The 25,036-nt window shown below is 60.7% G+C and carries 26 protein-coding genes; 16 read left to right on the top strand and 10 right to left on the bottom strand.

Going from position 1 to position 25,036, the window contains the following annotated elements; all coding sequences use genetic code 11:
* Nucleotides 1-67 precede the first annotated feature (67 nt).
* From B060_RS0107815 to B060_RS0107800, 4 genes are all read left to right on the top strand, one after another.
* Nucleotides 68-1,207 (top strand): ABC transporter permease, encoded by a 1,140-nt coding sequence (locus tag B060_RS0107815; RefSeq protein WP_026172684.1) that lies wholly within the window; start codon nucleotides 68-70, stop codon nucleotides 1,205-1,207.
* Nucleotides 1,204-1,929: an ABC transporter ATP-binding protein gene (locus tag B060_RS0107810; RefSeq protein ID WP_018081216.1), complete on the top strand. Its 726-nt coding sequence runs from the start codon at nucleotides 1,204-1,206 to the stop codon at nucleotides 1,927-1,929. Before B060_RS0107815 ends, B060_RS0107810 begins: the two co-directional genes overlap by 4 nt.
* 45 nt (nucleotides 1,930-1,974) lie before the next feature.
* Entirely contained in the window at nucleotides 1,975-2,964 is a 990-nt protein-coding gene (locus B060_RS0107805) for an HlyD family secretion protein (protein WP_018081215.1), read from the top strand.
* Between the two features lie 119 nt (nucleotides 2,965-3,083).
* Nucleotides 3,084-4,208 (top strand): acyltransferase family protein, encoded by a 1,125-nt coding sequence (locus B060_RS0107800; RefSeq protein WP_018081214.1) that lies wholly within the window; start codon nucleotides 3,084-3,086, stop codon nucleotides 4,206-4,208.
* On the opposite strand, the gene B060_RS0107795 is transcribed toward B060_RS0107800, so the two are convergent.
* From B060_RS0107795 to nadA, 5 genes are all read right to left on the bottom strand, one after another.
* Nucleotides 4,205-4,459, bottom strand: coding sequence for a Txe/YoeB family addiction module toxin (locus B060_RS0107795; protein WP_018081213.1), 255 nt, complete (start codon nucleotides 4,457-4,459; stop codon nucleotides 4,205-4,207). The two genes, B060_RS0107800 and B060_RS0107795, sit on opposite strands and share 4 nt — an antisense overlap.
* Nucleotides 4,456-4,710, bottom strand: a complete 255-nt coding sequence (locus tag B060_RS0107790) for a type II toxin-antitoxin system Phd/YefM family antitoxin (RefSeq protein ID WP_018081212.1) — start codon at nucleotides 4,708-4,710, stop codon at nucleotides 4,456-4,458. Before B060_RS0107790 ends, B060_RS0107795 begins: the two co-directional genes overlap by 4 nt.
* 76 nt (nucleotides 4,711-4,786) lie before the next feature.
* Nucleotides 4,787-5,653 carry a carboxylating nicotinate-nucleotide diphosphorylase gene (nadC, locus tag B060_RS0107785; RefSeq protein ID WP_018081211.1) on the bottom strand — a complete coding sequence of 289 codons (867 nt, stop codon included), beginning with the start codon at nucleotides 5,651-5,653 and terminating at the stop codon, nucleotides 4,787-4,789.
* Nucleotides 5,623-7,191, bottom strand: a complete 1,569-nt coding sequence (locus tag B060_RS0107780; protein ID WP_018081210.1) for an L-aspartate oxidase — start codon at nucleotides 7,189-7,191, stop codon at nucleotides 5,623-5,625. Before B060_RS0107780 ends, nadC begins: the two co-directional genes overlap by 31 nt.
* Before the next feature lie 140 nt (nucleotides 7,192-7,331).
* Nucleotides 7,332-8,420: a quinolinate synthase NadA gene (nadA, locus tag B060_RS0107775; protein ID WP_018081209.1), complete on the bottom strand. Its 1,089-nt coding sequence runs from the start codon at nucleotides 8,418-8,420 to the stop codon at nucleotides 7,332-7,334.
* A gap of 186 nt (nucleotides 8,421-8,606) precedes the next feature.
* On the opposite strand from nadA, the gene B060_RS0107770 reads away from it, so the two are divergent.
* The 5 genes from B060_RS0107770 (at nucleotide 8,607) to B060_RS0107750 (ending at nucleotide 11,914) form a co-directional block, all read left to right on the top strand.
* Nucleotides 8,607-9,617: an SRPBCC family protein gene (locus tag B060_RS0107770; protein WP_018081208.1), complete on the top strand. Its 1,011-nt coding sequence runs from the start codon at nucleotides 8,607-8,609 to the stop codon at nucleotides 9,615-9,617.
* Between the two features lie 98 nt (nucleotides 9,618-9,715).
* Complete coding sequence (locus tag B060_RS0107765) at nucleotides 9,716-10,174, top strand: Dps family protein (protein WP_018081207.1); 459 nt, start codon at nucleotides 9,716-9,718, stop codon at nucleotides 10,172-10,174.
* A 79-nt stretch (nucleotides 10,175-10,253) separates the two neighbouring features.
* Nucleotides 10,254-10,946, top strand: a complete 693-nt coding sequence (locus B060_RS0107760; RefSeq protein ID WP_018081206.1) for a DUF2459 domain-containing protein — start codon at nucleotides 10,254-10,256, stop codon at nucleotides 10,944-10,946.
* Nucleotides 10,947-10,977: 31 nt separating this feature from the next.
* A complete protein-coding gene (gene arfB / locus B060_RS0107755; RefSeq protein WP_018081205.1) occupies nucleotides 10,978-11,409 on the top strand; it encodes an alternative ribosome rescue aminoacyl-tRNA hydrolase ArfB in 432 nt (143 codons plus the stop codon).
* Nucleotides 11,399-11,914 (top strand): GNAT family N-acetyltransferase, encoded by a 516-nt coding sequence (locus B060_RS0107750; protein ID WP_018081204.1) that lies wholly within the window; start codon nucleotides 11,399-11,401, stop codon nucleotides 11,912-11,914. Before arfB ends, B060_RS0107750 begins: the two co-directional genes overlap by 11 nt.
* Here the strand turns inward: B060_RS0107750 and B060_RS0107745 are convergent.
* A complete protein-coding gene (locus tag B060_RS0107745; protein WP_236621528.1) occupies nucleotides 11,883-12,995 on the bottom strand; it encodes a glycosyltransferase family 4 protein in 1,113 nt (370 codons plus the stop codon). The genes B060_RS0107750 and B060_RS0107745 overlap by 32 nt on opposite strands.
* A gap of 156 nt (nucleotides 12,996-13,151) precedes the next feature.
* The gene (locus tag B060_RS0107740) at nucleotides 13,152-14,360 is read right to left on the bottom strand and encodes a pyridoxal phosphate-dependent aminotransferase (protein WP_018081202.1); all 1,209 of its coding nucleotides are present in this window, start codon (nucleotides 14,358-14,360) and stop codon (nucleotides 13,152-13,154) included.
* A 284-nt stretch (nucleotides 14,361-14,644) separates the two neighbouring features.
* Between B060_RS0107740 and B060_RS0107735 the strand changes: the two genes are divergently transcribed.
* The 7 genes from B060_RS0107735 to B060_RS0107705 all read left to right on the top strand — a co-directional run bounded on the left by B060_RS0107735 (nucleotide 14,645) and on the right by B060_RS0107705 (nucleotide 22,142).
* Nucleotides 14,645-15,334, top strand: coding sequence for a TVP38/TMEM64 family protein (locus tag B060_RS0107735; protein ID WP_018081201.1), 690 nt, complete (start codon nucleotides 14,645-14,647; stop codon nucleotides 15,332-15,334).
* A 325-nt stretch (nucleotides 15,335-15,659) separates the two neighbouring features.
* Complete coding sequence (locus tag B060_RS0107730; RefSeq protein ID WP_018081200.1) at nucleotides 15,660-16,703, top strand: rod shape-determining protein; 1,044 nt, start codon at nucleotides 15,660-15,662, stop codon at nucleotides 16,701-16,703.
* A 72-nt stretch (nucleotides 16,704-16,775) separates the two neighbouring features.
* Nucleotides 16,776-17,933, top strand: coding sequence for a rod shape-determining protein MreC (gene mreC / locus B060_RS0107725; RefSeq protein WP_018081199.1), 1,158 nt, complete (start codon nucleotides 16,776-16,778; stop codon nucleotides 17,931-17,933).
* On the top strand, nucleotides 17,933-18,517 hold the full coding sequence (locus B060_RS0107720) for a hypothetical protein (RefSeq protein WP_018081198.1): 585 nt from the start codon (nucleotides 17,933-17,935) through the stop codon (nucleotides 18,515-18,517). The genes mreC and B060_RS0107720 overlap by 1 nt, the downstream gene beginning before the upstream one ends.
* A 15-nt stretch (nucleotides 18,518-18,532) precedes the next feature.
* Nucleotides 18,533-20,542, top strand: a complete 2,010-nt coding sequence (gene mrdA / locus B060_RS0107715) for a penicillin-binding protein 2 (RefSeq protein ID WP_018081197.1) — start codon at nucleotides 18,533-18,535, stop codon at nucleotides 20,540-20,542.
* 10 nt (nucleotides 20,543-20,552) lie between these two features.
* Nucleotides 20,553-21,722: a rod shape-determining protein RodA gene (gene rodA / locus B060_RS0107710; RefSeq protein WP_018081196.1), complete on the top strand. Its 1,170-nt coding sequence runs from the start codon at nucleotides 20,553-20,555 to the stop codon at nucleotides 21,720-21,722.
* A gap of 198 nt (nucleotides 21,723-21,920) precedes the next feature.
* The gene (locus B060_RS0107705; RefSeq protein WP_018081195.1) at nucleotides 21,921-22,142 is read left to right on the top strand and encodes a hypothetical protein; all 222 of its coding nucleotides are present in this window, start codon (nucleotides 21,921-21,923) and stop codon (nucleotides 22,140-22,142) included.
* Here B060_RS0107705 and B060_RS0107700 read toward each other — a convergent pair.
* From B060_RS0107700 to B060_RS0107690, 3 genes are all read right to left on the bottom strand, one after another.
* Nucleotides 22,139-23,383: an Hsp70 family protein gene (locus B060_RS0107700; protein WP_018081194.1), complete on the bottom strand. Its 1,245-nt coding sequence runs from the start codon at nucleotides 23,381-23,383 to the stop codon at nucleotides 22,139-22,141. The genes B060_RS0107705 and B060_RS0107700 overlap by 4 nt on opposite strands.
* Nucleotides 23,384-23,530: 147 nt before the next feature.
* A complete protein-coding gene (locus B060_RS0107695; RefSeq protein ID WP_018081193.1) occupies nucleotides 23,531-24,223 on the bottom strand; it encodes a TPM domain-containing protein in 693 nt (230 codons plus the stop codon).
* 1 nt (nucleotide 24,224) lies between these two features.
* The gene (locus B060_RS0107690; RefSeq protein WP_018081192.1) at nucleotides 24,225-25,034 is read right to left on the bottom strand and encodes a TPM domain-containing protein; all 810 of its coding nucleotides are present in this window, start codon (nucleotides 25,032-25,034) and stop codon (nucleotides 24,225-24,227) included.
* Nucleotides 25,035-25,036: the final 2 nt, after the last annotated feature.

The raw sequence follows: 25,036 nt of genomic DNA, 5'->3' as shown, positions 1-25,036 counted from the left end.
ATTAGACCTTTATCGAAAACTTATAGATGTTGCCAACATCGTGCATTGCGCACTCAAAAGTGGTAACATGTCCCTAGCTCTATCGACCCTTTTATACGAATGGCGCCGGTATATGGCAGCCGTCATCGCCCTTGCCGTGGCAGGCCTGCTCGTTCTGGCCATGTCCGGCATGTTTATGGGGATGGCCAAGTCCTTTACCGCCACGGTGGATAAGTCACCGGCGCATGTCATGATCCTGCCGCCGCAGGCCGAAGGTCTGTTCGGCAACAATTCCGGCCAGCCGCGCCGCCTGATCCCCACGATCTACCAGCATCCGGATGTGCTCGAAGTGCAGCCGCTGAACGGTAGCTGGGCGTTCTGGTCCAACTTCCCAAAGGACGGCCAGCCCGCGAAGGGCGACGGCGTGCAGGTGGTCGTGGTCGATCCCGTCAAGGGCGCCGTTACCCTGCCGACGGACTTCAGCGATGAGGTCATTGCCGCGCTCCAGCAGCCCTTTACCGTTGTGGTCGACCGCTCCAGCCTGAACAAGCTCGGCGTCAAGGTCGGTGATAAAGCCAAGATGAACGGCCGCACGGTCACGGTTGGTGCTGTCGTCGATGGCTATCCCTCCATGTTCAACTCTCAGGTCTTCGTCTCGTATCAAACGGGCAAGCTGATCTATGTGGTCGATGAAGGTCAGCGCGTCGGCCCGCTGGTGGTCAAGATCAAGGACCCGAGCAAGGCCAAACAGGTCGCTGACGAACTCAACGCCATGTCCCATGGCCAATATAAGGCCTGGACGCGTGACCAGCTTTCCAAGTCCAGCCAGAAATCGATGCTTAAGGAAGGTGGCATCTCGATGATGATCGGTTTCGCCGTTCTGGTGGGTATCTTCATCGGTATCGTCATCACTTGGCAAACCCTGCAAGGCGCCATCATGGCGAATATCAAGGAGTTCGCCAGCCTGCGCGCGCTCGGTGTCTCGATGGGGGCCTTGCGGCTGATTATTATGGAACTGAGTTTCTGGGTCGGTGTCGCCGGTTTGACAATGACCGTTTTCCTGACCAGTCTGGTCGCCTTTGCCGCTCACTCGGCCGCCGTGCCGATGGATTTCCCTCTGTTCATCGTGATCCCGGTGACCATAGGCCTGATGCTGATCGCCATCCTGTCGGGCCTGTTCTCGCTCGGCGTCCTGAAAAAGAGCCAACCTGCGGACCTGCTGCGATGAGCCAGACACATAATGGAAAAATGGCGCTCAGCGCCACCGGACTCGGCAAGAGCTACAAGATTGGCAAGGTCAAGCAGGCCGTGCTCAAGGGCGTCGATTTCAGCGCCTATCATGGTCAGGTCACCATGGTCATGGGGCCTTCGGGTTCCGGCAAATCGACCCTGATCGCGGCGCTGTCCGGCCTGATGAAACCGGATGAGGGCGAGGTCATAGCGCTTGGCGAAAACCTGTGGAAGAAGAAGCGCGGCAAAATCGACAAGTTTCGTCTCGATCACTGCGGCTTTATTTTCCAGGGCTTCAACCTGTTCCCGGCGCTCAACGCCACGCAGCAGGTCGAGCAGGTTCTGAAATATCAGAAGGTGTCGCATAGCGAAGCCCATCGCCGCGCGGTCGAGGTTCTGGAAGCGGTCAGTCTTGGTCACCGCCTTAAGCAAAAGCCATCCGAGCTTTCCGGCGGCGAGAAACAGCGCGTCGCCATCGCCCGCGCCCTGTCCAAGATGCCGTCGCTGATCTTCGCCGACGAACCGACCTCGGCGCTCGACTCGGTCAGCGGTCAGGTGGTCATCAAGCTCCTGCATCAGGCGGCCAAGGAACGCGGAGCGGCGGTCGTCGTGGTGACCCACGATCCGCGCCTCGAAGCCTATGCCGACCGCGTTATTCACATGGAAGACGGTAAAATTCTGAGCGACAACATGGTCTCGGAACCGCCAGTTCTTGCTTAAAAAATTATGGCCCTGCTTAAAAAAATACGGAAACAGAGAAAACACATGTCTCGTAAATTCGCTACATCGACCGCTCTGACCTTCGGCCTTCTGGCCCTGACGGGTCTGTCGCTCGCCGCCTGTCAAAAGCCGGGCGCGCCGGGCGGCAAACCCGGAGACAAACCCGCTGTGGTCGCTCCGCCCAGCCCCTATGCCGCCATCGCTGCCGGCAAGGTCGATGTCGAAGGCGGTGTCATCGAAGTGGCGGCGCGCCGCGGTGGTATCGTCGAGCAGGTCTTCGTGCAGGAAGGTGACGTCGTCACCAAGGGACAGATCCTGGCCCGCCAGGAAGATGAAGACACGCTTTTGGCCGTTAACAATTCCCGCGCCTCGGTGGCGCAGGCGCAAAGCCAACTGGCCCTGACCAACGTCAATATCCGCACCGCCCAGCGCGAATATGACCGCCTGGCCAAGCTGGCCCCGACCAATTTCGTGGCGCAGCAAAAGCTCGACCAGGCGCGTGACGCCATCGAAAGCGGTAAGGCAACGCTGGAGGCCCAGCAGGCGGCGGTGGCCGTGGCCCGTTCGCAACTGGCTCAGGCCGAATATCAACAGGATCTGACGATCATTCGTGCGCCGATGGATGGCAAAATCATCCGCCGTTATGCCAATCCGGGCGCCGGCGCTTCCACCCTCAACGTTTCGAACATGTTCGATCTCGAACCGGCGATCCCGCACATCATCCGCTCGGAAATCGTCGAAAGCTCGATTCCTGATGTCAAGGTCGGACAAGACGTCGAAATCGTCCCCGAGGCCGATCCGAGCAAACTCTACACCGGCAAGGTCATCCGTATCGCTGCCACCTTTGGCGCGCGCAAGCTGAAATCCGATGGCGGCAACGAGGCCAGTGATGAGCGCGTCGTCGAAGTCGTGGTCTCGGCCGACAACACCCCCTTCCTGATCGGCCAGCGTGTGCTGGTGAAGTTCATGAAGCCGGGGCAGGTGGCGGGCGCCAAGCGCGAAGCGCCGAAGCCGGCCACGCCTGAGAAGAAGTAGGGCCAACCTATACCTCCCCGCTTGCCGGGGAGGGGGACCGACGCGCCTTAGCGCGTCGGTGGTGGGTGTCTTACTTCCTTATATCCCAAATTTTAACGCAACTACGTTACCGTGGTCGTGTGAAGCCCTTCTCTTTTGCTTTTGGATCGATCCATCATGCGGCCACGGCCCAGCCAAGAGCGGGCGGGGCCAGCCTTGATGTGCTGCGTTTCATGGCGGCCAGCTTCATCCTGCTGTTTCACTATGGCAGCACCGCGCCGATCGCGCTGAGCACGCTATTCCCCGTGCTCAGTCAGGGCTGGCTGGCCACCGATTTCTTCCTTCTACTTTCCGGCTACATCCTGTCGCGTGCCTATGGTTCGCGTCTGGTGACCTCGCATATGCGCCGCTCGCACTTCCTGCTGCGCCGGTTCGCGCGGCTATGGCCGTCGCATATTCTTGTCCTCCTGACCTTCGGTGTCTTTGTGCTGGCGTCTTCCGCAGCCGGTTTCGCGCCCAACCATGCGGAAAAATATGGCCTGGTGGATTTTATCGCGCAGGCCTTCATGGTGCATGGCTGGGGCATGATGCACGCCGAAGCGTGGAACACCCCGACCTGGACCTTGTCGGCCCTGCTGGTCTGCTACGCCCTGTTCAGTTTTTATGTGCCGCTGGTCTATAAGCGCTCGCTGCAGGTGATGCTGGCCATGTCGGCCGGGGTTCTGCTGGTCGCGCACCTTCTGGCTCTGACGCTGGCGTATCATCCGCTGGTCGATCTGCCGTTTGCCTGGGGTTTGCTGCGCGCTATACCTCTGTTCATGCTGGGTAATCTGATCGAACGCATGACGGCAGACCTACGCCTGTCCAAAACCGCTTTCTGGCTCAGCCTCGCCGGCGCCTTTACCGGCATCAGCCTGTTGTGCCTGTTGCCGCGCAACCCTTACAGCGATAACGCTATAGTGCTTTTGCTCGGCACAGTGCTGGCGGTTTCGGGCGGCGTCACCTTCCACGAAACCATCGTCACGCACCGCATGGGCCGTGCCTCGTTCGCGCTGTTCCTGACTCATTCTCTGGTCGGCGCCATCTGGTTTGGCCTGTGTCCGAAGCTGATCGACCATTTCGCGCTGGGCACACCTGCACAGTGGGGGCTGTGGGGCTCAGGCGTTGTCGCGGCCCTGGTGACGGCCTTCCTGTTCGACGCCCTTGTCGATAAACCGCTCAGCCAGTGGGTCTCGAAGCTGCCCTTTATCAAGGGGGGGATCTAATAGTGGAAACGGCATTGGGCGATAAGCATCGCGTCGTCGGATATTGCATAGACCAGGCGGTGTTCCTGATCTATCCGGCGTGACCAATAGCCGGCCCAATTGTGCTTCAGGGGTTCTGGCTGGCCTATGCCTTCAAAAGGATGCCTGTCGATATCCTTAACAAGTGCGTTGATCCGCTTAAGGACGGCCTTATCCGTCGCTTGCCAATAAAGATAGTCCTCCCAGGCCTGGGTGGAAAACGTCTTCTTCATTCTTCAATCAGATCGCGCTGAAGGCCCCGACCCGCGTTGAGTTCTGCGATGGAGGCATCCAGACGTGCCGCGTTTTTAGGGCTGGAGCGCAGGTAAGCCGTTTCCTGCCATGCCGAGAAATCCTCCAGCGACATGACCACGGCGGGCGCACCATTCTGCCGCGTGATCAGCAGAGGGGCATGATCATCGTTTACCTTGTCCAGCATCCTGGCAAGGTCGGCACGGAAGGCGGAGTAGGTGACATGTTGCATGGCGAACCTCAATTGTACGCATTATGGTACAATGAGCGTGCGGAAATGTCAAACCGCGCCCAGTCCCCAACGGTCGTCAGACCGCATCAAGTCCAATATCGAAGTTCGGCGCCGAGTGCGTCAGCGCGCCGACCGAAATCACATCGACGCCGGCCTCGGCGATGGCGCGCACGGTCTCCAAATTGACACCACCTGAAGCCTCAAGGATCGTTTTGCCATAGGTCTCGGCAGAATTGGCCGCCAGCTTTACGGCCTCGGCGTACATATCGAGCGTGAAGTTATCGAGCAGCAGCACGTCCGGACCATAGGGCAGGGCCTGCTTGAGTTGCGCGAGCGAATCGACCTCGATCTCGATCTTCATGGTGTGACCGACGCCGGCCTTGGCGCGTTCCATGGCTTCGCCCACGCCGCCGCAGATGGCGATATGGTTGTCCTTGATCAGGATGGCGTCATCGAGGCCGTAACGGTGGTTATGGCCACCGCCGCATTTCACAGCGTGCTTTTGCAGGCCGCGCAGCAGGGGCAGGGTCTTGCGCGTGCAGGCGATCTTGGTTTTCAGCCCTTCGACCACCTTGACGTAATCCGAGGTCAGGGTGGCGACACCGGAGAGGTGACACAGCAGGTTCAGCGCCACGCGCTCCGCGGCCAATATGGCGCGCGCCTTGCCTTCGACGCGGGCAATCACGTCGCCCGGCTTGATTTCGCTGCCATCGGGCAACAGGGTCTCGAAACGGATCTGCGGATCCATGATGGTCATGGCCAGACGGGCGCAATCGATACCGGCGGAAATGCCGGTCTTGCGCGCGCGGAACTCCGCCTTGAAGCGCGCCTTGGGCTGAATCACGGCCGAGGCGGTGACATCGCCGGCGCGGCCGAGATCTTCCAGCAGGGCGTCGCGGACGATAGGCTCGATCAGGAGGTCAGGCAGTCCTGTGATGTACATGCGGTCATTTCCCCGGCTGTGGTGAGGGCTTGCGCCCATGTTATATAGGTGCGTGCGCCCGTGGCCTCGGTCAGCGGGTAATCGCTGCGATAATGAGAACCGCGACTCTCGCGCCGATGCAAGGCGCAAGTTGCGATCAGGCGCGCATTGACCAAGGCCAGCGCACCGGGATAGCCCTGATCTAGGCTATCAATCAGGCTGAGCAGGGTGCGCAAACCGGCCTCATCGCGCACCACCCCCGCATAGCGCGTCATGGCGTCGCGTAAGGTCTTCAGATCGGCTTCGCTGAGGTGCGGTGGCATGGCTGGGCGCACGGCCTTTGCGATATCCGGTGCGAAACCGTCCGCCGTCAGGCCTTGAATGGCGTCAAGGCCGATGCGCTCACCGAAGGCGGCCGCTTCGAGCAGGCTGTTGGAGGCCAGACGGTTGGCGCCATGCACACCCGTTGAGGCGCATTCGCCCACGGCATAGAGGCCTTTCAGCGAGGTGTGGCCGAAGATGTCGCTGCCGATGCCGCCCATGTGATAGTGCGCGGCGGGTGCGACCGGCATGGGTTGGGTGCGCGGATCGACGCCTTGCGCCATGCAGGAGGCGAAGACGGTGGGGAATTCGGCCGGGAAGTGGTCGCCTATCGCGGCGCGGGCATCGAGGAAGGCGCCGCCATTCAAGTCAGCCTTGTGGACGGCGCGAGCGACGATATCACGTGGCGCCAGTTCGCCTTCGGGGTGGTCATCGAAAACGAAGCGATGGCCGTTCTGATCGATCAGGGTGGCGCCTTCGCCGCGCAGGGCCTCGGTGGCCAGGGGGGCCGGGTCGAGGCCGAATTTCAGCGCGGTCGGGTGGAACTGGACGAATTCCGGATCGGCGATCACCGCGCCCGCCAGTGCGGCCATGGCCATGCCTTCGCCGCGCAGATTGGCCGGATTGGTGGTGACGGCGAACAGGCCGCCCGAACCGCCGCTGGCCATGATGACGACCGGCGCATAGACCTCGATCAGCTTGCCGGCGTGATCGACCAGAGCGCCAATGACCGTATCGTCGGCGGATTTGATCAGGCCGAGCGCCGTGGCGCGTTCCCAGACGTCGATATGCGGCGAATTCAGCGTCTGGTGGACGACGGCCTCCAGGATGGCCTTGCCGGCGAGATCGCCCCCGACGCGCGCCACGCGCGCCAGACCGTGCGCGGCCTCGCGGTTGAGCACGAAGGAACCATCCGGCTTGTGGTCGAAGGGGGCGCCCATGGCGTTGAGCTTGCGCACCGTTTCCGGGCCCATATCGGTGAGGGTTTTCGCCGCCAGTTCATCGACGATGCCGGCGCCGGCGTGGATGGTGTCCTCGGCGTGGTCTTTGGGCGAATCTTCGGGGGAAAGGGCTGCCGCGATCCCGCCTTGCGCCCAGGCCGACGAACAGGCAACGCCGAGCGCCACGGGCGCCAAAACCAGCGTCTTGTGGGGCGAGGTATTGAGCGCGACGCTTAAGCCCGCCAGTCCCGCGCCGATCACCAGCGGGCCGTTATGGATATGAACGTCTATGGCCATGATGGCCTCCTTCCTAACCCCCTCTCCCCGCAGGCGGGGAGAGGGTTGGGGTGAGGGGCGGGTAGAGTAGGACGTATAAGCCGTGAGTTGCCCCTCATCCGGCCTTTGGCCACCTTCTCCCCGTAAACGGGGCGAAGGGTTTAGCTGATCATCTCGACATCGACGTGATGGCGGGCCTTGACTATGTCGTAGCGGGCGGGGGTTTTCAGCGGCGGCATATCGATCATGCGCTGCACGGCAAGCGCCGCGCGCGGGATCAGCGCCGGGTCAACCTCGACCTCGTACTGATGGAAGCGTAAACTGTCATAGATGCCTTGCAGCGTGATGCGCTTCATGTGCGGACACAGATTGCACGGCCGCAGGAACTCAACGCCCGGCGCATCGCTCGTTACGTTGTCCGACATCGAGCACTCGGTGATCAGCACCACCTGTTTCGGCTTGTTGTGCGTTACATAGTCGCTCATGGCCGTGGTCGAGCCGGTGAAATCCGAGGCGGCAATCACCTCCGGCGGGCATTCCGGATGCGCCAGCACGACCACGCCCGGATGGGCGGCGCGGACCTCGGCGATATCCTCGGCATTGAAGCGCTCGTGCACTTCGCAGGCACCGGCCCAGGCGATGATCTTGATATCGGTCTGACGTGCCACGTTTTTGGCCAGGAACTGATCGGGGATCAGGATGACACTATCGACACCCCATTCGGCGGCGATGTGCTCGACCACCTGCACGGCGTTGGCCGAGGTGCAGCAGATATCGGTTTCGGCCTTCACGTCGGCCGTGGTGTTGACGTAGGTGACGACCGGCAGGCCGGGATAGCGCTGCTTGATCAGTCGCACCTGTTCGCCGGTCAGCGACGAGGCCAGCGAACAGCCGGCACGCAGGTCGGGAATCAGCACGGTCTTTTCCGGTGCCAGAATCTTGGAGGTTTCGGCCATAAAGTGCACGCCGCCCTGGACGATGATCTGCGCGTCGGACTTGGCGGCTTCGCGGGCGAGGCCCAGACTGTCGCCGACATAATCGCCGACGCCATGGAAGATTTCCGGCGTCATGTAGTTATGGGCCAGAATGACGGCGTTCATCTCTTTCTTGAGCGTGTTGATCGCATGGATCAATGGCGCCTGTAGCTGCCATTCCAGCAGCGACACCTTGCCTTGGAGACGGGCATAGACATCAGCTGTCTCGGCTTCGATCGCCGGGGTGAATTCAAGCGGGGCAGCCGTATCGGCCATCGTTTCTCTCCAGATGACTTATGCTCATTTTCAGCATAAGGTATGTCTAAAATAATCCGATGACCGCGTATTGCAACCGGATTTGCGGTCACGAACTATCACGTTTTATGACAGGTTGACATTCACGGCTTCTGCAGATAACAATTCGTCATTAAGCTAAATGACTATTGTTGAGGGGCGGAAAGCATGAGTGAACGCAGTCTGGATGATTTGGGACCGCCGGAACAGCCGCCGCCATCCTATTTCCTAAAGGGAGTACTGTGGGGGCTTTTAAGTGGTTGGGGACTGATATTTGCGCCCTATGTCATCGCGCTGATCGCGCGCAGCAAAAGCTTTAATTTCCTGATGAATGGTACGCCGGAATGGATTTATAACGGTAGTATCCTGTTGCTAATGCCTTTAGTGCAGGGACTTGTAGCAGGTCTGGCGCGCGGACGGCAAAAGCAGACCATAGGCTCCGGTTTCCTTATGGTGGCAGTGCTATGGGCCGCTGATACGGCGATCGCCAGTATCTTTCTGCGCGAAGGTGTTATCTGCCTGCTTATGGGGGCGCCTCTGCTGCTGGCTATTATCGCTATCGGCTATGGCGTCGGGCGCGGACTGGCGCGTTTGCGCCGCGCGAAGACCCTTTCGGTCAGCCTTGCGCCTCTGGTTCTGTTCGCGGTCGTGGCAGAAACACAGGGACCGTCGCCCAATCATCCGGCCGTGGTGGTCGATTCCATCACTGTGCAGGCCCCGCCTGAATATGTCTGGCGATATATCGTTGATTATCCCGATAACCCTAATCCGCCCGACTACTGGCTGTGGAAGGCTGGTTTGCCGGCCCCGACCCATTCGGTGGCGCCGGTGCAGAAGGTTGGCGCGCGCCGTGACTGCAAGTTCACCGGCGATCAGGCTTTCGAGGAGAAGATTATCGAACTGGAACCGGACAAAAAGCTTGTCTTCGCCATTACCAAACAGCCGGACCACCCCGAAATCATCGGTCATATCACGGTCGACAAGGGCGAGATGGTGCTGACGCCCAATGCCGATGGCTCGACCACCATCACGGCGACAAGCTGGTATCGCCTGCACGTTCGTCCGGCCGGTTATTTCGCCTGGTGGGCGGAGGATGTGACGCGCCATATCCACTTCCGCGTTATGGGCTATATGAAAACCCTGGCTGAGCGTGATTATGCCGCGGATAGAGGCAAATAAGGGAAATATTCGACTAGACGGCTTTCCCTCATTGTATCTTTATGCCGCTATTCTCATATGTGAACCATCGCATTCGAGACTTATCTGAGGAGATTATTATGAGCGAATCCGGCGTCGACAACAGCAAGAAGGTGGCCCAGGAACTGTCCAAGGTTCTGGCTGACTCCTTCACCATCTATCAGAAAACCCACGGTTATCACTGGAATGTCACGGGTCCGACCTTCCGAGGCCTGCACCTTCTGTTTGAAGAGCAGTACAACGAGATCTGGACCTCGATCGATGAGATCGCCGAGCGCATCCGCGCGCTGAACGCCACCGCCCCGATGGGGGCTGCCGCCATGGGCAACCTCACCTCGATCAAGGACGGCGATCCGAACGCCAGCGCCGAAGACATGCTGAAAGACCTGGCCGCCGATCACGCCACGGTCGTCGCCACGCTGAAAGCCGCCGTGAAGGCCGCCGAAGCCGCCGGCGATGTTTCGACTGCCGATCTGTGCACCACGCGCCTGACGGCGCACGAAAAGCACCTGTGGATGATCAACGCCACCCTACGTTAAGTTCCAATCACGGTTTCGTGATAATGTGATTGGACATTGTTCAAAAGCCGTGGTGTGCTCTCCTTAAGGGAGGCGCATCATGGCATTTTTGCTTAAGTTTCGTGTGTGGAAAGTCCTGATGGGGCTGATAGCGCTTTATACTGTGCTGACTCTGATCACACTGCGCCACGGAGATAAAACGCTTTATCCCACACAGGCCGATGGCATTCCGATCTATGTCATCAATAATGGCTTTCACACCGATATCGCCCTGCCGGCTGATGCGGTGATGAACCGTGGTGGTCTGTTGGCCGAAGCCGGACGCAAGGCGGGACCCGGGAATTGGCTGGTCTATGGCTGGGGCGATGCTGGTTTTTACACAGCCAAAGGCATATCGTTCGCCCGCGCCAAAGATGCTTTGCGCGCTCTTTTCATGCCAGGAAATCCGTCGGTTATCCGCGTCTTCAGTTTGAATTTATCCCCGGACAGAGCCTTTGCCGATCCGATTGCTTCGGTGACGACGGTATCGTCGAAGGGTTTCGATGCCATGGCACGCCATATCGAGGCGTCTTTCGCGCTCAAAAATGGCGCACCCGTTGCGGTCGACGTACCGATGCAAGACGTCTTTTTTGTCAGCCATGAACATTTTTCGATTTTCAGGGTGTGCAATAACTGGACGTCTGACCAACTCGCGGCGGCAGGCCTGCCGACCGCGCCGATGATTGACGGCAGCGCGTTGCTGTTCAATCTCGATCTGCGTTGGCGCAGCGGAGTCAGGAAAGCGCAGCACTAGACTTCGCCAGCCTTTTCCAGCAAAAGGCGCCATGGTTTTTATAACACCCCGCATTACTGTTCCCGATGATGAACTGCACGAGACCTTCGTGCGGGCGTCGGGGGCTGGCGGGCAGAATGTCAACAAGGTCTCGACCGCCGTCGAACTGCGCTTTTCGATCTTCGAGAACCTGACCATTCCTTACGACGTCAAGCAGCGCCTGATCGCGCTTGGCGGGCGGCGCGTCAATAATGAAGGCGTGCTGGTGCTGTTTATCCAGACCCACCGCACCCAGGAAATGAACCGCAAGGCGGCCGAGGCGCGCTTTGTCGAACTGGTGCTGAAAGCGGCCCTGCCGCCGCCGCCGCCGCGCATCGCCACCAAGCCGACACGCGGTGCGGTCAAGCGGCGACTGGTTGGCAAGGCGATCCGCGCCACCGTCAAATCCAATCGCAAGCGTCCGGAGGGCGAAGATGAGCTATAGGATCCGCCCCGCCACCCTGACCGATGAACCCGGCATCTATGAGGTGTATCGCGCCGCCGCCCGTCAGGGCAAAGGCATATTGCGCCGTGAGGACGAGGTGACGCACGACTATATCCGTTATGGCCTTGAGAACGCCTTGCGCATCGGCATCTCGCTGGTGGCGGCGGATGACGATGGTCGTATTTTGGGTGATATCCATGCGTGGCCATCGGAAACGCGCCAGTTGGGGCATTGCCTCGGCAACACCACGATCGCCGTTAATCCGGCGGCGCAGGGGCGCGGGGTCGGCCGGGCCTTGTTCGAGGGCCTGATCGCGGCGGCGCGCGCCACACCAAAGTTCCGCATCATCGAGCTGTTTTGCCGCGAGGACAATCAGCGCGCCATTGATCTCTATCAGTCACTGGGCTTCACGTTCGAGGGGCGCCTGAAAGGTCGCGTCTGGCAGGAGCATGGCCCCTATCTCGACGATCTGGTTATGGCTTTGCACTTAACAAAGGACGCTTGAGCAGGCTGCCGCGCAGGCGCACCCAGCCGTAGCTGTAGGCGCTGATCAGCACGACCAGCACAAGGAAGCGCAGATCGGTCTGATAGAGCCGGTCGATCATGCGGGCGCCGAGACCGACGAGGCTGGAAAACAGGCACAGCGACCACACGATGATCGCCAGCTTCAGGTGCGAGCCGTCGCGGCGCTGCAGCCAGATCTGGTAAAGGTGTTCCTTGTGGGGCTTCAGGATGTTCTGCTTCTTGCGCGTGCGCACGATCAGGGTCAGGACCACATCGACCAGCAGCGGCGCCAGCAAATAGCCGCCGAACCACACCGAACCGATGCCGTAGGCCTTGACCATCAGAATAGAGCCGCCGATCAGGGCGCCGGAGAACATCGAACCGGCGTCACCCTGGAAGGCTCTGGCCTGTTGCGGCTGTCCGGGCGGCAGGTTGAAGGGGGCGAAACCAATATGGGCGCCCGCCACGCAGACGCAGACCAGCAGCACGCCGCCGACATAGGCGCCGTAGAGATTAAGCGGCGCCATCAGCACAATCAGCCCGGCCATGACAAGCAGGGCGATGGTCTGGGAGCCGACCGCCAGGCCATTGGCGCCGTCCATGAAGTTGATGGTGTTGATGGTCAGGATCAGCCAGGCGGCGCTGCCGAGCAAACCGAACGGCAGCCACACATCTAGCTCAAGGGCGGGGCCGAAATCGATCTCGGTGACCGGGTAATGCCAGGCGAAGATCAGGCAGAGCACGACCTGAAAGCCGAGCCGCCATTTGGCCGGCAGGTCGATCACATCGTCCACCGCGCCAGATATCCCCATCAGGCATGCGAAGCCAAAGAGGATGAGACCATCGCGCCAGTTTCCGGGAATGACCGGGCCGTAAAACCAGATGACAAGACCAATCACCAGCGCCGAGGCGGCCATGATGGCGAGGCCACCGCTGGTGGGGGTGGGGGAGAGGTGGGCGCCGCGTTCGCGCGGAATATCGATCGGGCCGCCTTTCAGCACCAGCAGGCTGAACGCCGCCGATATAAGCGCGGAGGTAACCAGTGCACCCAACAGGAGCCCCGGCGGAATCAGCCATGTCATGTGCCAGTCGCTCATAGTAGGGTGACTAACGCCTTTTTTCACAGGAGGGCAAGCGCAAGTTGCAGCATAATGCGCGGAAAACATGAGTATAAATGATGATGGGCGCAAAGGAGGTCATCCTTCGCGCCCATCAAGGTCTCAGGTCGGAAGCCGACTTTACTTCAAGCTGGCGCAGAAACGTTGAATACGCGAGCAGGCTTCGGTCAGGACCGATTCCGACGTGGCGTAGGAGATGCGGAAGAAGGGCGACAGACCGAAAGCGGCGCCATGGACGACGGCGACTTCTTCGGTTTGCAGCAGTTCGCCGGCGAATTCCTCGTCATTGGTGATGATCTTGCCCGAAGGCGCGGTCTTGCCGATGCAGCCCGCGATCGACGGATAGACGTAGAAGGCGCCTTCCGGGGTCGGGCAGGTGATGCCACGGGCGTTGTTCAGCATGGCGACGACGAGGTCGCGGCGCTTCTGGAAGATATCGGCGCGCGGGGCGATGAAGTCCTGCGTGCCGTTGAGCGCTTCGACGGCCGCCCACTGGGCGATCGAGCAGGCGTTGGAGGTCGATTGCGAGATGATCTTGGACATCGCCTTGATCAGGGGCTCAGGTCCGGCGCAATAGCCGATGCGCCAGCCGGTCATCGAATAGGCCTTGGAGACGCCGTTCATGGTCAGGGTGCGGTCGTAAAGCTCCGGCACCACCTGGGCGATGGTGGCGTATTCCATGCCGTCGAACAACAGGTGTTCGTACATGTCGTCGGTCAGGATCCACACCTGCGGGTGACGCTTCAGAACCTCGCCGAGCGCCTTCAGGTCGGCAGCGGTATAGACCGCGCCGGTTGGGTTCGATGGCGAGTTGAGGATCAGCCACTTGGTCTTGGGCGTGATCGCGGCTTCCAGAGTTTCTGGCGTCAGCTTGAAGCCGGTTTCCATGCCGGCCACGGCGAAGACGGGCGTGCCGCCGGCCAGGAGCACCATATCGGGGTAGGACACCCAGTAAGGCGCCGGCACGATGACTTCGTCACCGGCGTTCAGCGAGGCCATGAAGGCGTTATAGATGACCGGCTTGCCGCCCGGCGACACCGAAACCTGGGTGGTCTTGTAGTCGAGGCCGTTCTCGCGCTTGAACTTGGCCACGATGGCGGCCTTCAGTTCAGGGATGCCGTCGACGTCGGTATAGCGGGTCTCGCCGCGCTTGATCGCCTTGATGGCGGCGTCGCAGATATTTTCAGGCGTGTCGAAATCAGGCTCGCCGGCGCCCAGCGAAATGACTTTCTTGCCCTGACGGGCCATTTCACGCGCCTTGGCGGTGACGGCTATGGTCGGCGAGGGTTTTACGCGCTTCAGCGTATCGGATTCGGAGAAATCGGCCATGGGAGTGCTCACAGGGGGAAGACGGTTCTCAGGGGAAGAACCGAAGGAAAAATGCAGGCCCTTCTTTACCCGCACGCGCTCATTTGTCCAACTGTCATCATCCATCATCGCTGAATTTCTCTCTTACCTGTGCAGATCGCGGCACGTTTGGTTGCAAACGTTTCTAAAAGCCGATTTTTCGCACGAATTTTACTTGTGCAGACCCTAGCTTTGAAGACATACAGCGTGCAATGCACAACCGATTTCAACATTTATGGCGAAGAGTAACAGGTTTCTTCCTGCATATGGACGGGAAGAACTCGCGTGCCCTGATGATGAGCCTGCTGTTGCTGGCCTCGGTGGTGGCGGTCTTTCTTATTGGCAAGTCGGCCTGGGGTCAGGAAATGCTCCTGTCGCTGGAGGCCTGGATGGCGCAGTATCGTCATTCGCCGCTGGCCGTGGTCATAGTCACCCTGGTGTTTTGTGTCTCGGCTTTATTCGGCGCGCCGCAATTCGTGCTGATCGCCGCCTGCGTGGTGGTGTTCGGACCGGGCTGGGGCTTCGTCTATAGCTGGGTGGCGACCGTGATCTCGGCGGTCATGACCTTTTACATGGGCCGCTTTGCCGGCGCCGGCGTCATGAAGCGGCTCGGCGGCAATCATGTTGGCCGCCTCAGCGACTATATCGGCAAGAACGCCTTTTCCGCCTCGTTCATTGTGCGCAATATACCCTCGGCGCCGTTCATCGTGGTCAATATGGCGTTCGGGGCGTCGCGCGCGCCTTTCCTGAGTTTTATCAGCGGTTGCGCGCTCGGCATCCTGCCCAAGACGGCGCTGGTCGCTATGTTCGGCTCGTCCTACACCTCGCTGGTCAAGGGCGGCAACTGGCAGATGGCGCTGCTGATGGCCGGCGTCGCGGTGGTATGGCTTGGCCTTATGCTGCTGGCGCGCAAGGTCTATGAAAATGCCAAAAATAAGGATCAAACGCCGGAATAGGTTTCGCACTTTTTATCAGATGACAATTTATGTGATCCTTGTGTGCCGAAATCAGGGTTTCCTATTGAAAACAAGCTGTTAACCATTTCGCTTGTAGGGTGAAACTATCTTTTTTTTCAACCCCCTTGAAATATGATTCAGATAAGGGCAAGTGAGGGTTTTCCGGGATTCAGAACCTGTTGACTCAAGGCTTTTGCCTTGATCCGGCAGACTCCTACCCGGTCTGCCCCCAAAATGCCTTCCTTACACTTTAACGGGTTCCACCCCACCCAAACCGGCTTTTCCAAGCGCCCAGCCTTTCTAAGCACCAAGGTAGTTAGTCTCAATGTTCAAATCCTTCTTCGGCGGTTTCTCCAACGATATTGCCATCGACCTTGGTACCGCCAATACGCTGATCTATATGAAGGGGCGGGGCATTGTGCTGAACGAGCCTTCGGTCGTGGCGCTGCGAAATGTCGGGGGACGCAAGCTGGTGCACGCCGTGGGTATCGAAGCCAAGCAGATGCTGGGTCGCACGCCGGGCCACATGGAAGCCATCCGCCCGATGCGCGATGGCGTCATCGCCGACTTTGAAGTCGCCGAGGAAATGATCAAGTATTTCATCCGCAAGGTGCATAACCGCAAGGGTTTCGTGAATCCCAAGGTCATCGTCTGCGTGCCGTCGGGCGCCACCGCCGTTGAGCGCCGCGCCATCAACGATTCCTGCCTGAATGCCTCGGCACGTCGCGTCGGCCTGCTCGATGAGCCCATGGCGGCTGCCATCGGCGCCGGCCTGCCGATCCACGAACCGACCGGCTCGATGGTTGTTGATATCGGCGGCGGCACCACCGAAGTGGCCGTGCTGTCGCTGTCGGGCATCGTCTATTCCAAGTCGGTCCGCGTCGGCGGCGACAAGATGGACGAAGCCATCACCAATTTCATGCGCCGTAACCACAATCTGCTGATCGGCGAAACCACCGCCGAGCGCATCAAGAAGGACATCGGCACCGCCCGTGTCCCGCACGATGGCGAAGGCCTGGCGATCGACGTCAAGGGCCGCGACCTGATGCAGGGCGTGCCGCGCGAAGTGCGTATCTCCGAGCGTCAGGCGGCGGAAGCCCTGGCTGAGCCGGTCGCGCAGATCATCGACGCCGTCAAGGTGGCGCTGGAAGCCACCCCGCCCGAACTGGCCGCCGATATCGCCGACAAGGGCATCATGCTCACCGGCGGCGGCGCCTTGCTGCGTGGCCTCGATATCGAGATCCGCGACCAGACCGGCCTGCCGGTTTCGGTGGCCGAAGATCCGTTGTCCTGCGTCGCCATCGGTTGCGGCCGGGTGCTGGAGCATCCGCGCTGGATGAAGGGCATTCTCGACGCGACTATGTCTTAGATATCGGGCATGTCGTAATATCGAGCGAATCAACACCAGATCAAAGCTCTCCGCCTCAAGGAAAAGTAAAGCGTGGCTTACGGGGACAACAACAAGCACTTCGAGCACCTGAAACTGCCCATGACCTGGGCGGTGATGGGTATAGTCGGTGTTGTCTGCGTCGGGGCGGCGCTTTTGTTCCTGGGCGATCACCGCGAAGAGGTCGAGCCGGCCTCCTTTGCCAATCGCGCCGGGTTCGATGGTGTCGCCAGCCTGCCGGACAAGGCGCTGTCCCTGCCGGTCCATGCGGTCGGCGATGGCACCAACTGGCTGGATGACTATCTCTTCGCCGTCCGTGAAAACCGTGTCCTCAAGCGCAAGGTGGCTGAGCTCAGCCAGTACCGCGACCTCTATACCGAGGAGAAGGACATCAATGCGCGCTACGAAAAGCTGCTGAACCTGCGCACCGAGCCTGCCGTCGAGGCTGTGACGGCGCGGTCGGTGGCCGTGTCGCGCGGGCCGTTCGCCAACAACCGTCTGATCAATGCCGGTTCGTCCAAGAAGATCACCTTCGGCAACCCCGTCATCACCGAACATGGCCTGGTCGGCCGCGTCATCGGCGTATCGCCCGATGTCAGCCGCGTGCTGATGGTGACCGATGTGACCAGCAATGTGCCGGTTATGATCCTGCGCTCCGACGCCCGCGCCATGATGCGCGGCGATGGCGGCGGTTATCCCAAGCTCGATTTTGTGCGCGGCAAGGAGTCGGTCAAGGTGGGCGATCAGATCCTGTCGTCGGGCGATGGCGGCATCTTCCCGCGTGGCCTGCCGGTGGGCGAAGCGGTCAAGGGCGTCGATGGCGTCTGGCGCGTCCGTCTGTATTCCAACCGCTCGGCGATCGATTTCGTCAAGGTTCTGCTGTTCAAGGACTTCTCGCAACTGCCGAACGCCGACACCCTGCTGCGTACCCCCGCTGTCAGCGATGTGCTGCCGCCGCCGGCCCTGCCGCCCGTTCAGGCGGCGCAAAGCAGCGCGTCGTCGTCCAGTGCCTCCTCTGGCGCCGCCAGTTCCGCCACGGGCTCATCGGCGGGAGCCGCCAGTGCCTCCCCGGTCAAACCGCCCGTGGTTAAGCCAAAACCGAAACCGGTCATGCCCAGGCCCGCCGCGACATCGGCCTCTTCGGCAGCGCCGGCGGTTGAACCGGACCTGAAGCCTTTCGTGCCGCCCGCCGCACCGACGGGGCAAAACTGATGAAAATGCCGGGCATGCTTGGCATGAGGAAGCGTGGCATCGCCGGCATGGCCATCAATCGCGGCGTGCGCAGCGGCATGGCGTCCAAGATCATCGGTCCGTGGGACTGGATCATCGCGCCGGCCCTGATCAGTCTGGCCCTGACCATCGTGCTGGCCACCGCTTTTCAGCCGTTTGGCTTCTATCTGCCAGAGCCGGTATCGCCGTTTATCCTGGCCTTCGCCTGGCCGCTCATCCGCCCCTCCTATATCGCGCCGTTCGTTCTGGGCGCGCTTGGCATGTTTCTCGATTTCTTCTGGGGCGCGCCGCTTGGGTTCTGGACGCTCGGCCTGATGCTGGTCTATGCCTCGCTGATCACCGCCCGCACCTTTATCATCGGGCAGGAATGGATCGTTGTCTTCGGCATCTTCCTGCTGGCCGAACTGGCCTTTTTCGGGCTCTGCATCCTGCTGACCACAATCGACACCGGCTTTGTGCCGCGTATCTGGGGCGTGGTCGAACAGGCCTTCGCCACCATGCTCCTGTTTCCGGTCGTGCTCTATCTGCTCGAAAAATACGTCCATACCGACGTCCGGTTTCAGTAAGGGGAGGGGAGACACATGGCTGCTGAACCGTCCCTCGTCTTTACCGATGTCAATGAGCGTCAGGGTGCTTTCACACGCCGCGTCTTCCTGATGGGCGGCGTGGTGGCGTTTGGCATGTTCGCCCTGACCGGCCGTCTGGTCCATCTGCAAATCCTGCAAGGCAGCAAGTTCCAGAAACTGTCGGCCGCCAACCAGTTCAATTTCCGCCTGGTGCCGCCGCCGCGCGGTAATATTTTTGATCGTAACGGCAAGCTGATCGCCGGCAACCGGCCGTCTTTCCGCGTCATGATCGAGACCAACGAGATCAAGAATATCGACGATACCCTGGATCAGGTGTCGTATATCCTGCCCCAGACCCTGACCAGCCGCCGCCGTATCCTGCGCGATATCAACCAGAACCAGCGCTCGGTGCCAACCATTATCGCCTCCGATCTGAGCTGGGAAGATTTCTCCAAGGTCAGCCTCTACGCCAACGATATTCCGGGCGTGGTGGCCGATAGGGATGAGATGCGCGCCTATTATTATGGCGGCGCCTTCTCGCATGTCGTCGGTTACGTCGCCAAGATTTCGCAAAAGGATATGGATAAGGAAAAGGGCGGGCCGGAAGGCGAGTTCAATCTCCTGCACCACCCCAGCTTCCGCATCGGCAAGTCAGGCATCGAAAAGGCCTTCGACCGCGATCTGCGCGGCACGGCCGGTGGCAAGAAGGTCGAGGTCGACGCCCGTGGCCGCGTGGTGGCCGAGGATGGCGTTGGCTCGATCGCGCCGGTGCCGGGGAAGGATATCGTGCTGACGCTCGACGCCGATATCCAGCAGCGCGCCATCGATGTGTTCGGTCAGGAGTCCGGTTCGGCGGTTATGATGGATATCGAGACCGGCGAAGTGCTGTGCATGACGTCTAGTCCCGGTTTCGATCCCAATCTGTTCGTCTCCGGCATCTCGAACGATGCCTACAAGCTGCTGCACGACTATGACCACAACCCGCTGCTCGACAAGGCCCTGACCGCCACCTATCCGCCAGGCTCGACCTTCAAGACGCTGGTGGGGCTGGCGGCGCTGGAAAACGGCTTTGACCCGAAGACGACCCACACTTGCAACGGCGTGTTTCCTTATGGCAATCGCGTCTTCCACTGCGACGACCGCCACGGCACGCTCGATCTGCACGGCGCCATCGTCACCTCATGCGATGTCTATTTCTATCAGTGCGCCTTGGCGGTCGGGCCGGACAAGATCGCCGCAGTGGCGCGCAAGTTTGGCCTTGGGCAGATTTTCGATATCGGCATCGATGGCCAGAAGGCCGGCGTGGTGCCCGATCAGGCGTGGAAAAAAGCTTATTTCGAAAAGCGCCAGCCCAACAATACGCGCTGGTGGCCTGGCGAAACCCCGTCCATGGGAATCGGACAGGGCTATACCAATGTCAACGCCCTGCAAAACTGCGTCGCCGTGGCGCGCCTGGCCAATGGCCGCAAGGCGGTGATGCCGCGTCTGATCAAGTCGATCGGCGGCAAGCCGTATAAAGATACCGAATTCGAAGACCTGCCGGTCGATCCGGCTCATATCGCCTTTGTCCGCGCCGCCATGGCCGACGTGACGTCAGCACCGGGCGGCACCGCCGCGCGGTCGGGCAAGCTTGACCTCGGTCCCATCCTGATGGCCGGCAAAACCGGAACGGCGCAGGCCCATACCTACGCCGCCGGCGGGTCGCGCGCCACGCTGCATCTCGGCTGGGAAAAGCGCGACCACGCCTGGTTTGTCGCCTTCGCGCCGGCCGATGCGCCGAAATACGCCATGAGCGTCATCGTGCAGCACGGCGGCTGGGGCTCTTCGTCGGCAGTGCCCAAGGCGCGTGAAATCATGCGCATGGCTCTGCTCAAAGACCCCGAAATTCAAAAACGCATTGTCGCCGTCAATCCGGCCGATCTGGTTGATAAGCCGATATCGGATGGGCCAGATCCCGATAGTGCCCCCGAAAGCGACCCCGGCGCGGCGCCGCCACCGCCCGATATCATCGATAACGGCGTTTAGGTAGAAGATCATGGTAGATTCCGCCCTTTCACGCCCCGGCCAACGCGAACGCTACGATTCAAAGCTCGCCCAGGTCGACTGGTTGTTTGTCGGACTTTTGTGCGCCCTGACCGGCATCGGCATCATCATGCTCTACAGTGTCGGCGGCATGACCTGGGGCGGACCCGGCTGGGCCTATAAGCAACTGATCTTCTTTTCGGTCTGCCTCGTCATGATGTGTGGCCTGTCCTTGCTCGACCTGCGGGTCTGGCTGATGGGTGCCTACTGGTTTTATGGCGCGTCGCTGTTGTTGCTGATCGCCGTTGAGGCCGTGGGCGCTGTCCGGATGGGCGCGCAGCGCTGGCTCAGCATCGGTGGCTTTACGTTCCAGCCATCGGAATTCATGAAGCTGGCCATCGTTCTCGCCCTGGCGCGGTTTTACCATGAGTGCTCTGCCAAGGACGCCAATCTGTCGTGGAAGCTGCTGATCCCCGCCGCCATGATAGGCGTGCCGGCCACGCTTGTCATGCACCAGCCCGACCTCGGCACCGCCGTGCTGATCTCGCTGACCGGCGCTTCGGTCATGATCCTGGCCGGACTGAACTGGAAGATCATCGCCGCCGCCGCTGCCTCAGCTCCCGTCGCCGTGTTCTTAGCCTTCCAATACGCCCTGCACGACTATCAAAAGAAGCGCATCCTGACCTTCCTCAACCCGGAGGGCGATCCTTCCGGTGACGGCTACCATATCCTGCAATCGAAGATCGCCATGGGCTCCGGCGGCCTGCTCGGCAAGGGACTGGGCCTCGGCTCGCAATCACAGCTCAACTTCCTGCCCGAAAAACATACCGATTTCATCATGGCGGCGGTATGTGAGGAACTCGGCTTTGCCGGTGGCTTCACCATCTTCCTGCTCTATGCCCTGATCATCCTTATGGCCCTGCGCATGGCCTCGCTGTCGCACTCGCACTTTGGCCGTTTGGCCGCAGCGGGCGCCACGGCCACCTTTGCGCTCTATGTGCTGATCAATGGCGCCATGGTCATGGGCATGTTCCCCGTGGTCGGCGTGCCGATGCCGCTCGTCTCCTACGGCGGTTCGGCCATGCTGATGGTGATGACCGGCTTTGGCGTCGTGCTGGGCGTCAAGGTCCACCGCTATCAGGAGCTGCCACGTCAAGCCTCCATCTTCTCCCGCTTCGAGTAGGGGAAATTCGCATCTTTGGCCGATTGCGTCGCAGTCGTCGCTAGCAGGCCTCGGCGGCCCCGTACAAGCGTACCTGCGGCGCTAGCCGTGCGAATTTCCCACGCCGGTTCCTTACCGCTTTTTGCGTTGACATGAGGATGTTCCGGTCGGATTTCTTACGGCGGAGGCGTCAGTCTGAGGCCTGAAAGGGGATCGGTCATGACCACCCGCGAGCCACCCGCATCGAAAACCGAAAAGAGTCGCGCCAAATGGGCCGCCGGCGTCATCGTGGCCATGATTGTGGCGGTTCTGGCGATGATCCTCATAGCGCCGCAGGGGGCGCACGATCGACCGGGCTCTGACGGCAGCAATCCTGCCGCCGCCGAAGGCGCCGCAAAAGGCGGACTGACCGGACGAACAGCGCCGGCCATAACGCCTTAGCTTTTGCCGCTAAACCGTTCTTTGGCCGCCAGTCCCAGCCCGCTGGCGACGGACGAGAAGCGGTCGCCATAGGTCATCTGCGCCTTTGGAAACGCTGCCTGCATCGCCGCCTCAAAGCCGGGCAGGGCGGTCGAGCCGCCGGTCATGAACAGGGTCTGGACCGCATCGGCGTCTAGGCCGGCGCGCTCCGTCACGGTTTCCAGCGCCACAGCCACCACCTTCGCCACTTCCCGCTCAACGCTATTGGTCAGGGTATTGCGGTCGATATCGAGTTGCCAGTCCGGATCGATGGCGGTGAAATCGACCGTCGTCGTCTCGGCGTCCGACAGCGCGATCTTGGCTTTTTCGATGCGGTTGGCGATATCGTGACCGGCCTGACGCTCGATGACCTCGAGCAGGCGCGCGGTCTTCTCGCGTTCACCAGAGAGATAGTGGGTCTGGCGCAGGCTCGTCATGACCTTCTGCGTATAGAGGAAGTTGATCAGGTGCCAGGTCGCCAGTTGGAAATAGGGCTGGCTCGACATCTCGTTGCCGTTCTTGAGCTTGCCGCGATAGCCGAGATCGCGCATGGCGGTTTCCAGGCTGAGGCGGGTGTCGAAATCGGTGCCGCCGATATGGACACCGGCATTGGCCAGAATTTCGCGCTGACCGGCGCCTAGGCGAAGCACAGAGAAGTCGGACGTGCCGCCGCCGATATCGACCACCAGCACGATTTCCTCGGTGATCAAGTTCTGCGCATAGTCGCGCGCCGCCGCCAGGGGTTCATATTCAAACGAGATGTTGCGGAAGCCTTGCGCCTCGGCGATGCCGCGCAGTTCGGCCTCGGCGCGATTATCAGCCTCCTGATCGCCATCGACGAAATGGACCGGGCGCCCCAGAACTACGTCCTCGATGGCCTCGCCGCAAAAGTCCTCGGCGCGCTTTTTCAGTTCGGAAATATAGTAGCCGATGATGGCGCGGAAATCCTGACGGCGTGTGCCGATCTGGGTGGTTTCCGAGATCAGACGCGAACCGAGGATCGATTTCAGCGCCCGCATCAGGCGGCCTTCGTAGCCGTCAAGATATTGCGCGATCGCTTCGCGGCCAATGCTGACGCGGCCGGTCTCGAAATTGAAGAAGATAGCTGAGGGAAGCGTGACCGACTCGCCCTCGACCGGTACCAGTCGCAGGCCGTCATCATCCCCTACGCAGACAGCGGAATTGGATGTACCGAAGTCGATACCGCAATAGGGACGGGACATGAGCGCAAACCTTGGGGAGAAGGGGAGGCGCTGTTTAACGGGCGGCGGCGTCAAAAGCCAGTGGGAAGTTGAAGAAAGCCAGAAACCCCACCACCACAGTCGCATCGGCGGTCCGATCACCGCTGCGCGGCCCGTGCGGTATCTTGCTTAAATCTCGATCAGCACGTCCGGCAGTTCGTTGGGATTGTCCTCGCCTGGCGGGAAGTGCGCGGCCAGAGCCTCGCCGCATTTTTCGACGGCGGCCTCAAAACCGCTGGTCAGGTCGCCATTCTTCACATGCCCAAGCAGAGCCGCCACGGTGTCATTCCACAAGGTTTTGTCGACCTTGGCATAGATGCCGGCGTCGGCAATGACATCGACGAAATGCTCTTCCAAAGCGCAGAAGATCATGACGCCGGTCTGGCCCTGTGTCAGATGCAGGCCGCGGGCGTAGAACTGCTCCATGGCCTTCTGGTGAGCTTTGCGGTTGCGCGTGGCTTTCGGCGTCAGGATAAGTTTCAGGCCGGTGAAGCGAATGAGCGCGTAGACGACGGCGAAGACGATAACCTGCAGGAAGCCGTAACCGATCAGCACTTCCCAGGTGGCGAAATCGCCGCTGACGCCGATGCCGTTCCAGCCGAAAATATGCGTGAGCAGGGGCGCGAGCCATTCGTGCGGCAGGGTGCCCATGGCGGAGAGCAGCATGGGCACGACAAAGGCCGCCACCGCCGCCCAGCCTAGCGGGGTTTCGCCGTAATCGAGCGCCTTCGATTTGATAACACAGGTGATCTCGCCGGATGTGCTCAGTTCGGCTTTGGCGATGGCCGCATTGACGCGGCTATGGTCGATTTTCAAGGTCATGTTACCAGCTTCCCGAACTTCCGCCGCCGCCGAACGAGCCGCCGCCACCACTGAATCCGCCGCCGCCACCGAAGCCGCCACCGCCGCCCCAGTCACCGCCTCCACGTCCGCCACCGCCCAGGAGGCTGCCGAGCAGGAACCACGGCAACCAGCCGCGTGAGAACATCACAAAGATGATGATGATGAAAATAATGAGGGGCAGAGGTAAGCCGCCCTTGCGGCTGCCACCGGTATCGGCGGCCGTCTGCGCTTCCTGTGCTTTTTGAATGGCGACCTGACGATCCTGCGCCAGTTGGGCAATGATCTGGTCGGTGCCGGCCACAATGCCGGCCGAATAATCGCCCGCCTTGAATTGCGGCAGGATGGCGCGCTGGATGATTACGGACGACATCGCATCCGTCATCACCGGCTCAAGCCCGTAACCGACCTCGATGCGAACCTTGCGCTCATTGGGCGCCACGATCAGCAGGATGCCGTTGTCCTTGTAGGTCTGGCCGTTGCTGGCCGCCGGGCCGCCGGCCTTCTGGCCGATGCCCCAGTGACGGCCGAGCTGATAGCCGTAATCGGCGATATCATAGCCTTCCAGATCCGGTACGGTGACGATGACCACCTGATCGGTGGTGGCGTCTTCCAGCCCCTTGAGCTTGAGCGTCAGGTCGGCCTTGGTGGCGTCAGAAAGCAGGTGTGCGTCATCGACGACGCGCTGGTTGTTCAGGTCGGGGTATTTGGGTTCGGCAAAAGCTTGCCCAGCCCACAAGCCGGCCATAAGCACAGCCAAGACCACCCAGAAGGGTTTAAGAAAACGGTTCATTC

The organism is Asticcacaulis benevestitus DSM 16100 = ATCC BAA-896 (assembly GCF_000376105.1).
In the GTDB taxonomy this organism is placed as follows: Bacteria; Pseudomonadota; Alphaproteobacteria; order Caulobacterales; family Caulobacteraceae; genus Asticcacaulis; species Asticcacaulis benevestitus.
This window is presented reverse-complemented; position numbering and strand designations above follow the sequence as displayed.